Source organism: Burkholderia sp. BCC0097, assembly GCF_902832985.1.
Lineage (GTDB): Bacteria > Pseudomonadota > Gammaproteobacteria > Burkholderiales > Burkholderiaceae > Burkholderia > Burkholderia orbicola.
Genome location: NZ_CADFDM010000001.1, coordinates 986,890 through 1,002,122, shown reverse-complemented (window position 1 = coordinate 1,002,122; position 15,233 = coordinate 986,890). Strand labels below are relative to the sequence as shown.

Genomic DNA, 15,233 nt, shown 5'->3' with positions numbered 1-15,233 from the left:
ATGAAAAAGAAATCCGCCACCGCGCGCATCGAACCGTACACCCACCCGGCCGCCGGCTGGGGCGCGCTGAAAGCCGTCACGATCAACCTGATCAAGGAAAAGGTCGCCGGCGGCAACTACCGCACGCTGCTGCGCCAGAACCAGCCGGATGGCTTCGACTGCCCGGGTTGCGCGTGGCCCGACCGCCAGCACGCATCGACGTTCGAATTCTGCGAGAACGGCGTGAAAGCCGTGGCCGCGGAAGCGACGAGCAAGCGCGTGACGCCCGACTTCTTCGCCGCGCACACGGTGACCGAACTGCTCGAACAGTCGGATTTCGAGCTCGAACAGCATGGCCGGCTCACCGACCCGATGGTCTACGACGCGCAAACCGACCGCTACGTGCCGATCGCATGGGACGACGCGTTCGCGCTGATCGCGCGCCACCTGCGCGCGCTGCCCGACCCGAACCAGGCCGCGTTCTATACGTCCGGCCGCGCCAGCAACGAAGCCGCGTTCCTCTACCAGTTGTTCGTGCGCCTGTACGGCACCAACAACTTCCCCGACTGCTCGAACATGTGCCACGAGGCGACGAGCCGTGGGCTGCCGGCGTCGGTCGGCGTCGGCAAGGGCACGGTCACGCTCGACGATTTCGAGCATGCGGACACGCTGCTGATCTTCGGCCAGAACCCCGCGACCAACCACCCGCGGATGATGGGCGAGCTGCGCGAGTGCGCGAAGCGCGGCGCGACGATCGTGTCGATCAACCCGCTGAAGGAGCGCGGCCTCGAACGCTTCGCCGATCCGCAAAGCCCGCTCGAGATGCTGACGATGTCGGGCACGAAGATCGCATCGACGTTCATCCAGCCGACGATCGGCGGCGATTTCGCGCTGATCAAGGGGATGGCCAAGCGCGTGCTCGAACTCGACGACGCCGCGCGCGCCGCCGGTGCGCCGCGTGTGCTCGACACCGCGTTCATCGGCGAGCACACGGCCGGTTTCGACGCGTTCGCCGACGATCTGCGCGCCGAAAGCTGGTCCGCGCTGACGGCCGAAAGCGGCGTGCCGTACGAGCAGATCGACGCGCTCGCGCAGCTCTATGCGCGCAGCGAACGCGTGATCGCGACGTGGGGGATGGGCATCACGCAGCACAAGCATTCGGTCGCGACGGTGCAGATGCTGACCAACCTGATGCTGATGCGCGGCAACATCGGCCGCCCCGGCGCCGGCCTCTGCCCGGTGCGCGGTCATTCGAACGTGCAGGGCAACCGCACGGTCGGCATCGAGGAAAAGCCGTCGCAGGCGTTTCTCGACCGGCTCGGCCACGTGTTCGATTTCGAACCGCCGCGCCATCACGGCTACGACGTCGTCGAGACGATCGAAGGCATGCTCGACGGCCGCGTGAAGGTGCTGATCGGTCTCGGCGGCAACTTCGCGATGGCGACGCCCGACACGCCGCGCACGTGGGAAGGCATGCGCCGCTGCGAACTGTCCGTGCACATCACGACGAAGCTGAACCGCAGCCATCTGATCCACGGCCGCGACGCGCTGATCCTGCCGACGCTCGGCCGCACCGAGATCGACCTGCAGGACAACGTCGCGCAAGGCGTGACGGTCGAGGATTCGATGAGCATGGTCCACGTGTCGTACGGGATGAACAAGCCGGCTTCGCCGAACCTGATGTCGGAGCCCGCGATCGTCGCGCACATGGCGCACGCGCTGTTCGGCAGCGGCAAGATCGACTGGCTCGCGTACAAGGACGACTACGCGAAGATCCGCGATGCGATCGAGGCGACGCTCGACGGCTTCTACGACTACAACACGCGCATCGCGCGGCCCGGCGGCTTCCATCTGCGCGTGGCCTCGCGCGACCGCGAATGGGCCACGCCGACGGGCAAGGCGAACTTCATCGCGCACGCGCTGCCGACCGACACGCCGATCCAGCGTGCCCGCGCGCTGCACGGCGACCGGCTGATGACGCTGATGACGACGCGCTCGCACGATCAATACAACACGACTGTCTACGGGCTCGACGACCGCTACCGCGGCGTGTTCGGCCAGCGCCGCGTGGTGTTCGTCAACCGCGACGATCTCGCGATGCTCGGCCTGAAAGCCGGCGAATGGGTCGACATGGAAACCGTGTGGCACGACGGCATCGAGCGGCGTGCCGCGGGCTTCCTGCTCATCGAATACGACATCCCGCGCGGCTGCATCGGTGCGTACTACCCGGAAACCAATCCGCTCGTGCCGCTCGACAGCGTCGGCGACGTGTGCAACACGCCGACGTCGAAATCGGTGCCCGTGCTGCTGCATCGCGCGGCCGCGCCGGCCTCGATCGCCGCCTGACGGAGCACGCCGATGATCGTTCGTCCGCGCGAGCACTGGCTGCGGATGCTGCTCGTCTGGAACGGCTCGGTGCTGCCGACCATCCTGCCGCAGCTCGTGCTGACGCTCGCGATCAGCCTCGTCGCCGTGTGGGGCGGCGGCCGCGTGCTCGGCGAGAAGGTGCCGCTGAATCCGACGCCGTTCACGCTGATCGGCCTGACGCTCGCGATCTTCGCCGGGTTTCGCAACAACGCCAGCTACGAACGCTATCGCGAGGGCCGGCAACTGTGGGGCGGCGTGCTGACCGCCACGCGCACGCTGGTGTCGCAGGCGCTCTGCTATGGCGCGGTGGACCGTGACGACGCATCGCGCCGCGCGTTCGTGCGCACGGTCGTCGCATTCGTCTACACGCTCAAGCATCAACTGCGCGGCACCGATCCGGCCGCGGACCTGCGCGGGCTGCTCGACGGCGCTACCTATGCGCGCGTCGCCGCTTCCCGGTTTCGCCCGGTCGTCATCGTGCACGCGCTGCGCGAAGCGTTCGCCGCGCGCGCCGATGCGGGCCAGCTCGCCGACACGCGGCTGTGGATGCTCGATGCGCGCCTGGACGATCTCGTCGCGATGGTGAGCGGCTGCGAGCGCATCGCGTCGACGCCGATCCCGTTTTCATACGACGTGCTGCTGCACCGGACCATCTATGCGTATTGCGTGCTGCTGCCGTTCGGCCTCGTCGATTCGATCGGCGCGGCGACACCCTTCGTCACGGTTTTCGTCGCCTATACGCTGATCGCGCTCGACGCGATCGCGCATGCGATCGCCGAACCGTTCGGCGACGGGCCGAACCATCTCGCGCTCGATGCGATGACGCGGCAGATCGAGCGCACGCTGCTCGAACTGAACCGCGAGCCGCTGCCGGCCGAGGTGACGCCCGGTCCGTCGTACCGCCTCACCTGACTCGCTTCACCTGACTCGCGCCGCTCAATCGCGGCGGCCGCGCAGGAAGCCGCCGTGCTCGGCGGTTGCGTCCGCGATCCGCCGCAGCAGCACGATGCCGTTCAGCAACGCCTGCGCCGCGTCGCCGTCGCGCGCGGCCATGCGACCGCCCAACAGGCGGGCCGCCGCGTCGCAGGTCTGTTCGAGCCGCGTGAAATCCGCCCGTGCGACGCGAGCGCGCACCACCGCCGCCACGCGGCGCGCGACCGGTTCGTGCGTGGCCAGTTCGGCAAGCGACAGCAGGCTGTCGCCGATTCCCCAGATCGCGAGCAGGTCGCGCATGTCGCGCTCGATCAGCGTCTGCGGCAGGCTGCCCGCGAAACCGAGCTCGCGCGCGAGACGGTCGGCCGTGCGGCTCAGCCACGCACTTGCGTGCCACGCCCCCGGATCGCGCGCGATCTCCGCCAGATCGCGACGCACTGCGCGGTGCAGACGCCGCCGGCTCGTGCCGGGATCGCCGGGAAACACCAGCGCGAAGATCAGCGCGCCGAACGCGATGCCGAGCATCGTCGCGAGCGCGCTGTTCAGGAATGCGGCGTCGCCGATGCGCGTCGTGTTGTCCGGCGACGTGAAATTCCAGAAGAAGATCGAGAACGCGCTGCCCATCGCGGCCGTGCGCGGATGACGCATCGCGATCCCGGTGCCGATCAGGAACACGCCGAGGATATAGGCGAGCATCTCGAAGCCCGACACCGCCGGCAGCAGGATGAAGTTGCAGACGACACCGGCTACCGCCGCGCATGCCGAGCCTTTCAGGAAGCCGATGGCCGCGCGCACCGAGTTGGGGCGGGTCGAGAACAGCGCGCCGACCACGGCCGTGATCGCGACGAACCCGCCGCCCGCCGGCCACGCGGTGAAGATCCAGATCGCCGACGCGGCCAGCACCGCGATGAACGCGCGGATGCCGTTGTGCCACGCGAGCACCGGATCGCGGTGGAACGCGTAGCGCACCCGCGAAGGCGGCAGTTCGGGCCGCTCGAGCAGCGCCTGGCTCGCGAAGGCGCGCTCGAACCCGCCGAGCAGCGCCGCCAGCCGATCGAGCGTGAGCAGGCGCGACGTGTCCGGCGCAGCCGGCGCGGCGGCCTCGGCACGCAGCGCATCGCCCACGCGTGCGCGCAGTGCGGCCATCCTCGGCTGCGCGTCGCCCGATGCGGCGATACCGTCGAGCACGCGCGCGACCTCGTCGACCAGCGGGTCCGACGCATCGTGCGCGCGCGCCGCGTGCTCGCGGATCGCCTGCGCCGCCGCTTGCGCCGTCAGCACGCCGAGCGCCGCCGCGCGCAAATGGCCGATCGCGCTGCGCACCGGCGGTGCGCCGGCCGCCGCATATTCCGCCGCGGTGTCGAGTTCGAGCGCGTCCGCGAACAGCCGGTGCACGGCCGCGCCGTTCGGCTCGCGGCGCAGCGCGCCCGCGCCGAGCGCCGCCGCCCGCTCGAGATAGCGCGCGAGCCGCGTCCGGACGTCCTGCAGCGGCGCGCCCGGCGCGAACACCGTGTCGAACAGCGCCGCGCACAGGATGCCGACCACGACGTATAGAAACCGCGCGACCGCGATATCGAATGCATGCAGCGGCGCCGATACCGCATCCATCGCGACGATCGCGGCCGTATAACCGGCGAGCACCGCCGCATACGCGCGAAAATTCCGCTGGAACGTCGCGACGCCCGCACACAGGCCGATCCACGCGGCAAGCGCCGGCAGGAACAGCTCGGGCGTCTGCGCGAACGCGCCGGTCAGCGCGAGCGCGACGGCCGCCCCGATCGCGGTGCCGAGAATCCGGTACTGGCTCTTCGACAGCCCCATCCCGCGGCTGCCCTGCGCGACGATCCACACGGTCGACGCGGCCCATTTCGGATCGTCGAGATTCATCCGGAACGCGATATAGAGCGCGAGCAGCGAGGCGGCCGTATTGCGGAGCGCGAAGGCAAGCGCGCCGGGCGGCAGCGCCGGGCGCGCGTCGCGCAGCGCGGCCCGGACGGCCGCGAGCGTCGGCATGCTGGGGAAGGCGAATTTCATGCGGCGAGCATACGGTCGCGCCCCGCGCGCCACTACGGGGCAGCGGCGGGATGCGTTATTGCAGCGGGCGGGATAATCGGCTCGACCTGCAGCGTTCCGGTCCGTGACGGTAAGATGCGCGCAGGCCGAACATTGAAACGAATCGCATGGACCTCGAGAGCATCCGGATATTCCTGCGCGTGGTGGAGCGCGGCAGTTTCACCGCCGCCGCCACGCAACTCGACATGCCGCTCAGCCGCGTGAGCCGCAAGATCAAGCAGCTCGAGGACGACCTCGGCGTCCAGCTGCTGTACCGCACGACGCGCCGCGTGTCCGTCACCGAAGCCGGGCGCGACTATTACGAACGCTGCCTGCGCGCCGAGGAGATCCTGCTCGACGCGGACCGCCAGGTGCGCGCGCTGCGCACGGAACCCGAAGGCACGCTGCGCGTGCTGGTGCCCTACGCGATCGGCCTGTTCGAACTGGAGCCGGCGCTCGCCGAGTTTCGCCGGCGCTACCCGCTGGTCCAGCTCGTGCTGATCTACGACAACAGCGCGCTCGACCTCGTCGAACACGGCTTCGACGTCGCGCTGCGCACCGGCGTGCTGAGCGATTCCGGCTATGTCGCGCGCTCGCTCGGCTGGTCGCACGCGAAGTTCGCGGCCAGCCCGCACTATCTCGACCGCGCGGGCCGGCCGCGCACGCCGCAGGATCTCGCCGATCACGACATCCTGTTCGTCGGCCGCGACACGCCGGGCCTGACGCTGCGCCTCACCAACGCCGCCGGCGACGTCGCCGACGTGCCGGTGCGGCCCGTGCTGATCTCCAACGAATCGGTCACGGTGCTGCGCCAGGCCGCGAGCGGCGGCGGCATCGCACTGATTTCGACCCACTTCACCACCCGGCGGCTCGAGAGCAACGAACTCGAAATCGTGCTGCCCGACTGGCATCGCACCGACGACGTCGAGCTGCACGCGCTCTACCCGAAGCGCGCGACGCTCGACAGCAAGGTGCGCGCGTTCGTCGAGTTCCTGACGGAAGTCTTCACCGCGTGGCGGACCGCGTCGCAGAGCCTGTAACCGATGCATGTCTGCTGCATTATTGCTGTGCAGGAAAGGAATTAATGAGCATGCGAGCGTTGATCGCCGCTCGCCGCATCGTTAGCCTGTGGCGATGAAAAATCACCACACACGCTACGGCGGCCACCTGAGCGCTGGCCGCCGACGCATCACGCGCGTCGCGCCTTCCTGACCGGCCGGCCCGCGTCCCGAAGCCCGTCACGGCTTCGCCATTCCGATTCACCGATCGAACCGTACACCGCACGCGACGGCACCCCTCGCCGGGCCGCCGTGCGGCGTGCGTGCATCCGTCCGTTGCGCGCTTCGCCGCGCGCCTGCACGTCGCGTGCAGGTGCGGCGAACGGCACGCGCCGTACGGCCTTCGTCCATCACGCAGGAACGCCATGTCCTGTCCCTCGTCTTCAGGCCCGCTGTCGGGCGGCCGGCTCGTCATCGGCACGATCGCGGTTTCGCTGGCGATGTTCATGAACGTGCTCGATTCGTCGATCGCGAACGTCGCGATCCCGACGATCTCGGGCGACCTCGGCGTGTCGGTCGACGAAGGCACGTGGGTAATCACGATCTTCGCAGCGGCGAACGCGGTGTCGATTCCGCTGACCGGCTGGCTCACGCAGCGCTTCGGCCAGGTACGCCTGTTCGTCACGTCGATCCTGCTGTTCGTGTTCGCGTCGTGGCTGTGCGGTATCGCACCGAACCTGCCCACGCTGCTCGCCGCGCGAATCCTGCAAGGTGCGGTGGCGGGGCCGCTCGCGCCGCTGTCGCAGGCGCTGCTGCTCGGCGCGTGGCCACGGCAGAAGTCGGCGACGGCGCTCGCGCTGTGGTCGATGACGGCGCTCGTCGGGCCGATCGCGGGGCCGTCGCTCGGCGGCTGGATCACGTACGACTACAACTGGTCGTGGATCTTCTACATCAACATTCCGGTCGGCTTCTTCGCGGCGGCCGTCACGTGGTTCGTGTTCCGCGATCGCGAATCCGCCACGCGCCGCCTGCCGATCGACACGGTCGGCCTGCTGCTGCTCGTGCTGTGGGTCGCCTCGCTGCAGATCATGCTCGACAAGGGCAAGGATCTCGACTGGTTCAACTCGCCCGTCGTCGTCGCGCTGGGCATCGTCGCGCTGATCGGCTTCGCGTTCTTCCTCGTATGGGAACTGAACGAAGCCAATCCGATCGTCGACCTGCGCCTCTTCACCCAGCGCAATTTCGCGGGCGGCACGATCGCGATCTCCGTCGCGTACGGGATGTTCTTCGGCACGCTCGTGCTGCTGCCGCAATGGATGCAGGGCTATCTCGGCTACCGCGCGGTCGATTCGGGGCTCGCCACCGCGCCGCTCGGCGTGTTCGCGATCCTGCTCACGCCGGTCATGGGGCGCCTGCTGCCGCGCACCGATCCGCGCTATATCGCGACGCTCGCATTCGTCGGCTTCGCGGTCGTGTTCATGATGCGCACGACGTTCTACACCGACGTGTCGCACTGGGATCTGGTACTGCCGACGCTGCTGCAAGGCATTCCGATGGCGATGTTCTTCGTGCCGCTGACGTCGATCATCCTGTCCGGGCTGCCGCCGGAAAAGATTCCGGCCGCGGCCGGCCTGTCGAATTTCGGCCGCACGTTCTGCGGCGCGGTGGGCACGTCGCTGATCAGCAATGCGTGGAACGACCGCACGATCCTGCACCACGTGCGGCTCACCGAACAGGCGAGCGTCACCAATCCGGTCTTCACGCAGCAGCTCGACACGACCCGTTCACTGCTGCACCTGAGCCCCGATTCGGCGCTCGCGTTCTTCAATGCGTCGGTCGATTCGCAGGCGGCCGTGATGGGCTTGAACGACATCTTCTACGTGTCGGCGATCATCTTCATCGCGATCATTCCGCTCATCTGGATCACGAAACCGGCGCGCTCGGGTGGCGGCGATGCCGATGCGGCGGCGGCCGGCGCGCATTGACCGGATGCGCTGCGGCGCCGCCCCCGCGCCCCGCGCGCCTGGGCTCGCGCCGCCACCGGCGGGCGTAATAAAGACTTGCAATCGATACAGGCGGAAACGTCAACAGTCCGTGCCCGCGCCGCGTTTTTTCGTCATGCGCTCACGATTCCGGAGCGCAACGACAGGAGAAAACACCATGCGAGCTCTCACCCGCCAAATCGCGATCGCGGCCACCCTGATGTCGGTGCTGACCGGCGCCGCGTTCGCCGACACGCCGTGGCAACAGGCGCATCCGCGCCGCGAAGAGGTCAACCAGCGCCTCGCGAACCAGAATCGCCGCATCCATCACGAAGTGAAGGAAGGCGAGATGTCGCACGCCCAGGCCGCGCGCCTGCACCGCGACGACCGCAAGATCCGCCGGGAAGAGCGGGACATGGCCGCGCAGGATCACGGCCACATCACGAAGAGCGAAAAGCACGTGCTGAACCAGCAGGAAAATGCGGTCGGCAACAAGATCGGCCAATAACGACGACAACACCGGCAAGCGCCCATTCGCCACCACTTGAAACGCCCGCTGTCGCGATGCGGCAGCGGGTGCTTGTCCTGGTTGTGTATCGAATCGTTTCAACGCGCCGACGGCGTCGAATGCTGCGGGTATACTCCGTCGTCAGCCGCCTGCCGTCTCGTCGTCCGTCAAAAACGGCCCGATTCCGGGCGGTTTCGTCGCGAAGCTTCGCGTTTCGCCACCCCGCGCCCCAGCCTCGATACGAGATACCCGACGACCGACCATGAAACGATTCCTGCTGCTCCTGCCCGCCGCCCTGCTCACCGCCTGCGGTTCCGCCCCCTCGTCCGACTCGGCCAGCTCGGGTGCCGCACCGATGATCTACGTGTCGTCGCAACGTCCGGCCTACGCGGTCGCGAACTGCCTCGACGACCGCCTGTCGGGCACCGAACAATCGCAGCACAACGGCGTGACCGATATCTCCGTCGGCTCGAATTCGTACTTCGTCACGCTGACGCCGTCGGGCAACGGCTCGGTGATCAAGGTCGTGCGCGGCTCGGGCAACGAACCGGCCGAGGAAGCGATGCGCTTCGCGGTCGCCCGCTGCGCGATCTGATCCGAACCCGCCGATGCCGGGTGCCCGCCCGGCTCGCTCGTGCGCGCCAACCCGCCGGCGCGCCTGCCGAATATTTTCATCCGGGCGGCCGTCGATGAGAGAATCGCACCCACGATTCCCTTTCAACGGAGCCCGCATGAAGCACCTGCTGTCCCGGCTGTTCGTCAGCGCCGCGCTCGTCGCGCTTGTTCCGGCGCTGCCGGCGCAAGCAGCCACGCCGCCCGGCATCTTCGTCGTCGCCACGCAGCTCGGCGAATTCACGACCCTCGACCCGAGCGGGATCTACGAGCTGGTGCCGTCCGAATACGTCGCGAACACCTACGAACGGCTGGTACGCGTCGACCTGAAGGACCCGACGCGCTTCGACGGGCAGATCGCGCAATCGTGGACGGTCGGCGCCGACGGCATGACCTACACGTTCAAGCTGCGCCCGGGCCTCATGTTCCATTCCGGCAATCCGGTCACCGCTGACGACGTCGCGTGGTCGCTGCAGCGCACCATCCTGCTCGACAAGGGGCCGGCCGGCGTGCTCGCCGATCTCGGCCTCACGAAGGCGAACGTCACGCAGAAGGTGCGCGTGGTCGATCCGCAAACCGTCGTGCTCGAAACCGACCGCAAGTACGCGCCGAGCTTCGTGCTCAACGTGCTGAGCGCGTGCCCGGCCTCGGTCTTCGACAAGAAGCTGCTGCTGTCGCACCAGCAAGGCAACGATTTCGGCAGCGGCTGGCTGCGCACCAACGATGCGGGCTCGGGCCCGTACCAGCTCGTCAAGTGGACGCCGAACGAAACCATCGTGCTGCAGCGCTTCGACAAGTACCGCACGCCGTACCCGATGAAGCGCGTGGTGCTGCGCCACGTGCCCGAAGCCTCCGCGCAACGGCTGCTGCTGGAGAACGGCGACGCCGACGCCGCGCGCAACCTGAGCCCCGACAGCCTCGCCGCGCTGTCGAAGGCCGGCAAGATCAAGGTCGCGTCATGGCCGGTGTCGGCCCTGCTGTACCTGAGCCTGAACACGAAGAACCCGAACCTCGCGAAGCCCGAGGTGCAGCAGGCGATGAAATGGCTCGTCGACTACGACGGCATCCAGCGCAACATCGTCAGTACCACCTACAAGGTGCATCAGACCTTCCTGCCCGAAGGCTTCCTCGGCGCATCGAACGCGCGGCCGTACAAGCAGGACGTCGCGAAGGCGAAGGCGCTGCTCGCGAAGGCCGGCCTGCCGAACGGTTTCGACGTGACGATGGACATGCCGAACGACTATCCGTACCTCGAGATCGCGCAGGCGCTGCAGGCGAACTTCGCGCAGGGCGGCATCCGCGTGAAGCTGATCCCGGGCGACGCGAAGCAGGCGATCGGCAAGTACCGCGCGCGCCAGCACGACATCTTCGTCGGCGAATGGTCGCCCGACTACATGGACCCGAACAGCAACGCGCGCGGTTTCGCGTGGAATCCGGACAACTCGGACCAGTCGCCGACCAAGATGCTCGCGTGGCGCAACAGCTGGGACATTCCGCAACTGACGAAGGACACCGAGGCCGCGCTCGTCGAGCCGTCGCCGGCGAAGCGCGCGCAGCGTTACGAAGCGCTGCAGAAGGCCGTGCTCGCGAACTCGCCGTTCATCATCATGTTCGAGAAGGTCGTGCAGGTCGCCACGCGCCCCGGTGCGACCGGGCCGGAAATCGGGCCGATCAACGACCTCGTGTCATACCGGACGCTCGCGAAGTAATCGCCCCGGCCTGCCCGCGTGGCCACGCCGCCGCGCGGGTAATCGCCGCGGGCCGCCGTACCGGCGCCGGGCCTGCGCCGGCACGGCACCCGGCGGCGATCTACAATGACCGGCACCGCGCGGCGACCGCGCCGGGCACACGTAACGGGACCACAACATGCATTCGAGCGAGCACGCAGTGTGCGTGGCGATCAACGACAACAACCGCGCGTGGTACGAAATGCTCGTGCCGTTCCTGCTGTCGCTGCGGCACGCCGGCTACGACGGGCGGATCGCGGTGATCGGCTACGGGCTGTCCGAACGCAAGCGGCAGATTCTCGCGGGCCAGTCGGTCGACGTGATCGACGCGTCGGGCGCCTACGCGCTGCCGGTCGGCCGCTTCATCGAGGCCGCCGGGTATTGCGCGCGCCATCCGCAAATCCGCAAGCTCGCGCTGTACGACGCGGACATCTGGTTCTGCGCGCCGCAGTTCGACCTGTTCTCGCAGATCGGCGACGACCGGCTCCACGTGTGCCCCGACCCGCTGTTCTGCACGTTCGTCGTCACGCCGCTGATCGGCGAGCGACGCGACCATCACTGGCGCCTCGTCGTCGACGAGGTCAACGCGCGCCACGGCGGTGCGCTGCAAGCCGGGCTCGTCGCCGGGACCGCCGACGCATGGGCGCGTTATGCGGACCATCTGCGCGACTGCCTCGCCCGCGTCGGCACCGATTTCCAGGAATGCTTCGGCATCGATACGACGTTCCTGCATCTGTGGAGCGCGCAAGGCGAAACGGCGTTGCTCGATCCGGTCCAGAACTTCGTCAGCAAGTACGGCATCCACGAATCGTTCGATTCAGCCACTGGCACGACGACACTCAGGTATCACGGCGAGCCGATCCGCGCGCTGCACATGACCGGCGACATCCGCTTCCTCGACCGGTGGCGCTACTACGCGAACCACACCGACGCCGCGCTGCGCGACGGCACGCCGTTCGCGCTGTCCGACGGCACGCCGGCGCCGTCCGATGCACTCGCCGCACGCATCGCGGCGGCGGATTACGTGCGATCGGCCGGGCTGACCGTTACGTCCGCCGCGCTCGAGACAAGCGCGGGCGCCTATCTGCAGGCGCTCGACGAACCGGGCGGCACGATGCTCGTCGGCAGCGGGAACCACGAAGTCGTGTTCACCGCGACCCGCGACATCGCGCGGCTGAACGTCTACGTCACGCATCCGTCCGGTTCGCCGTCGCCGCTGCTGTGCGAGGTGCTCGTCGACGGCCACGCGCAGCGCAAGGGCACCGAACTGATGGCGCATTTCTGGTACCAGGTGGCGACCGGCGCCGTCGTCACGCTGCGCGCGACGAGCCTCGGCGGCCAGCAATGCAACGCGATCTGGCGGCTGCGCGAAGCGCCGGACATGCGGCAGTAAGCGGCCGGCCCGCACCCGTTCAATTGAACGCCGCCCATACCAGGTACGCATTCAGCCCGACGATCACGACCGTCGCCGCGCCGGCGACGATCCGCAGCGGCATCCGCATCGCGTAGGCGCCCATCACGTCTTCACGCGCCGACAGTATCAGCAGCGCGATCATCGGCATCGGCAGCACGAAACTCAGCACGACCTGGCTGGCCACCATCGCCCGCGTGACGTCGCAGCCGAGCGCGACCACCACGAACGCGGGCACGATCGTCACCGCGCGCCGCAGCCAGATCGACATGCGGCGCCGGATGAAGCCCTGCATCACGACCTGCCCCGCCATCGTGCCGACCACCGAGCTCGACACGCCGGAGGTCAGCAGCGCGACGAGAAACAGCGCGCCGGCCGCCGGCCCGAGCACCGGGATCAGCGTGTGATACGCGTCGCCGATGTCGGTCATGCCCGGCGCGGCCGCATGAAACGCCGACGACGCCATCATCACCATCGCGAGATTCACGAACCCGGCGAGCCCGAGCGCAATCACGACCTCGCGGTTCGAGAAACGCACGAGCCGCCGCCGCTCTCCGTCGTCGCGCGGCGCGGTGCGATCCTGCGTGAGGCCCGAATGCAGATACAGCGTGTGCGGCATGATCGTCGCGCCGATGATGCCGACCGCGATAGTCAGCGCCGCGTGATCCGGTATCTGCGGGACCACCAGATGGAACGCGGCCGCGTGCCAGTCCTGCGGCGCGATCAGCAGTTCGCCGAGATAGCACGCGCCGATCACGCCGACCAGCGCGGCGATCGCCGCTTCGAGGGGCCGGAAGCCGCGTTTCTCGAGCGCGAGGATCGCGCAGGTCGCGAGCGCGGTCGCGATCATCCCCGCGAACAGCGACAAATGGCACAACAACCCGAACGCGAGCGCGCCGCCGAGGAATTCGGCGAGATCGGTCGCCATCGCGGCGATCTCGGATGCGATCCACATGCCCCACACGATCGGCGCGGGGAAACGGTCGCGACACAGTTCGGCGAGATTGCGGCCGGTCACGATGCCGAGCTTCGCCGACATCGCCTGGAACAGCATCGCGATCGCGTTCGCGGCCAGCACGACCCACAGCAGCCGGTAGCCGTATGCGGCGCCGGCCTGGATGTTGGTCGCGAAGTTGCCGGGGTCCATGTAGCCGATCGACGCGATCACGGCCGGGCCGATGAACGGCAACAGCGCGGCGACGCCGGTGCTGCGCCCTTCGAGCGCGGCGCGCACCGCGCCGTCGGTGGGCTCGGTGGACAGGCCCGGCAGCGCGAGGCCGTCGGCTGGTTTGCTCGGGACGGGAATCATGGTGGAAGTCCGTTCGAATGAGGAAAGCCGATTCGGGGCTCGCGGCCTGCCACAGCAGCAAGCCGCATGCCGGCCACGACGAGACGCCGACCGCGTTACAGCGGCACGACGTCGGGACGATTGCGCGGAAACTGCGCGATCACGTCCGGCGCGACGTTCAGGTGCGCCTCGACGAGCTGCGGCGGCGTATGCGCGAGCCAGTCGGACAACGACACCTCCGCATAGCGGTCGGTCTTGAAGATCTCGAGGAACACGAGGTCGGTCTGGCCGGTGTTCTGCACGTAGTGGCCGAGGCTCTTCTTTACATAGCCGACGTCGCCCGCGCGGAAATCGGCCGTCTGCGCCTTCGGCCCCGTGTCGAACACGGTCATCCGCGCCTCGCCCTGCAGGTAGTACTGCCATTCGTCGGCGTTCGGGTGCCAGTGCAGCTCGCGCATGCCGCCCGGATGCACGGTGACGAGCGCCGCCGCGACGGTCGTCGACACGTTGAAGTTGGTGCTGTCCGCGATCCGCACCTCGCCGCCGCGCGTCTTCCTGACCGGCTTCATGTCGCCGAGCGAAAAGATGAACGGATGCGGCGGCGCACCGGCCGATGCGGCCGACGCGCGCTGCGCGTCCGCGAGCGGGCCCGGCTCGTCGCCCTGGAAGATCCACAGGTTGTCGAGCGGCACGTTCCTGAACGCGTCGGCCGGCACGCCGAAGTTGAGCGCGAGCACGTCGGGCGGCGTATGCGCGATCCAGTCGGTCAGCAACAGCGTGTTGAATTCCGATGCGCGACCGTTATCGAACGCCAGCAGGAATTCCGCGCCGTCGCTGCCGAGGCCCTGCAGCGAATGCGGCAGGCCGGGCGGGAAATACCAGAGATCGCCGGTCTTGACGTCCTGCACCGACGGGCGCCCGAGTTCGTCGAGCACCGTGATCCGGCAGCGGCCGTCGAGCATGATGGCCCACTCGGCCTGCTGGTGCCAGTGCATCTCGCGAATGCCGCCGCGCGTGAGCCGCATGTTCACGCCGGAAATGGTTTCGGAAATCGCGAAATCGTCCTGCGTCACTTCGCGCGCCCACCCGCCATTCTGAATGCGTTTATGGGCATTATTGAAAGACGCCCAGAATAACGGCATCCCGTTGATATCGGTGGCCGGCGGATCCTGAAAAGACGGGAATTGATTGGCGATGGCCGGATTTTTAGGCCCCGGGTCGGTCAGGCTCTGACGGTTGCGCGCATTCATCGCGCCTTCCGGCGGGCTGTCCGGATTACCGAACGAAGCGGCCTTCGCCGTTACCGCAATACCCGCCGCCGCAATGGCGCCGGCCGTACTCGTCAACATCTTGCGTCGAGAAAGATTCGTCATGAT

Annotated in this window: 11 protein-coding genes; 8 read left to right on the top strand and 3 right to left on the bottom strand. The window is 68.2% G+C overall.

Annotated features, from left to right (window positions below; translation table 11 throughout):
- On the top strand, nt 1–2,325 hold the full coding sequence (locus HWX07_RS04415) for an FdhF/YdeP family oxidoreductase (protein ID WP_175875323.1): 2,325 nt from the start codon (nt 1–3) through the stop codon (nt 2,323–2,325).
- 12 nt (nt 2,326–2,337) lie between these two features.
- The gene (locus HWX07_RS04410) at nt 2,338–3,258 is read left to right on the top strand and encodes a bestrophin family ion channel (RefSeq protein WP_124699527.1); all 921 of its coding nucleotides are present in this window, start codon (nt 2,338–2,340) and stop codon (nt 3,256–3,258) included.
- Between the two features lie 24 nt (nt 3,259–3,282).
- On the opposite strand, the gene HWX07_RS04405 is transcribed toward HWX07_RS04410, so the two are convergent.
- On the bottom strand, nt 3,283–5,313 hold the full coding sequence (locus tag HWX07_RS04405) for an FUSC family protein (RefSeq protein WP_175875322.1): 2,031 nt from the start codon (nt 5,311–5,313) through the stop codon (nt 3,283–3,285).
- 146 nt (nt 5,314–5,459) lie between these two features.
- Here HWX07_RS04405 and HWX07_RS04400 point away from each other — a divergent pair, with 146 nt between their 5' ends.
- From HWX07_RS04400 to HWX07_RS04375, 6 genes are all read left to right on the top strand, one after another.
- On the top strand, nt 5,460–6,371 hold the full coding sequence (locus HWX07_RS04400) for a LysR family transcriptional regulator (protein ID WP_175875321.1): 912 nt from the start codon (nt 5,460–5,462) through the stop codon (nt 6,369–6,371).
- Between the two features lie 383 nt (nt 6,372–6,754).
- A complete protein-coding gene (locus HWX07_RS04395; RefSeq protein WP_175875320.1) occupies nt 6,755–8,314 on the top strand; it encodes a DHA2 family efflux MFS transporter permease subunit in 1,560 nt (519 codons plus the stop codon).
- A gap of 175 nt (nt 8,315–8,489) precedes the next feature.
- Nucleotides 8,490–8,819, top strand: coding sequence for a hypothetical protein (locus HWX07_RS04390; RefSeq protein WP_175875319.1), 330 nt, complete (start codon nt 8,490–8,492; stop codon nt 8,817–8,819).
- Between the two features lie 262 nt (nt 8,820–9,081).
- Nucleotides 9,082–9,414, top strand: coding sequence for a sugar ABC transporter ATPase (locus tag HWX07_RS04385; protein WP_175875318.1), 333 nt, complete (start codon nt 9,082–9,084; stop codon nt 9,412–9,414).
- Nucleotides 9,415–9,550: 136 nt separating this feature from the next.
- Nucleotides 9,551–11,140, top strand: coding sequence for an ABC transporter substrate-binding protein (locus tag HWX07_RS04380; protein WP_175875317.1), 1,590 nt, complete (start codon nt 9,551–9,553; stop codon nt 11,138–11,140).
- Between the two features lie 157 nt (nt 11,141–11,297).
- Nucleotides 11,298–12,551, top strand: a complete 1,254-nt coding sequence (locus HWX07_RS04375; protein ID WP_175875316.1) for a hypothetical protein — start codon at nt 11,298–11,300, stop codon at nt 12,549–12,551.
- Between the two features lie 19 nt (nt 12,552–12,570).
- Here HWX07_RS04375 and HWX07_RS04370 read toward each other — a convergent pair whose 3' ends face one another.
- Together HWX07_RS04370 and HWX07_RS04365 are read right to left on the bottom strand one after the other, a co-directional pair.
- Nucleotides 12,571–13,878 carry an Nramp family divalent metal transporter gene (locus HWX07_RS04370; protein ID WP_175875315.1) on the bottom strand — a complete coding sequence of 436 codons (1,308 nt, stop codon included), beginning with the start codon at nt 13,876–13,878 and terminating at the stop codon, nt 12,571–12,573.
- A 95-nt stretch (nt 13,879–13,973) separates the two neighbouring features.
- Entirely contained in the window at nt 13,974–15,230 is a 1,257-nt protein-coding gene (locus HWX07_RS04365; RefSeq protein WP_175875314.1) for an oxalate decarboxylase family bicupin, read from the bottom strand.
- Between the last annotated feature and the right edge of the window lie 3 nt (nt 15,231–15,233).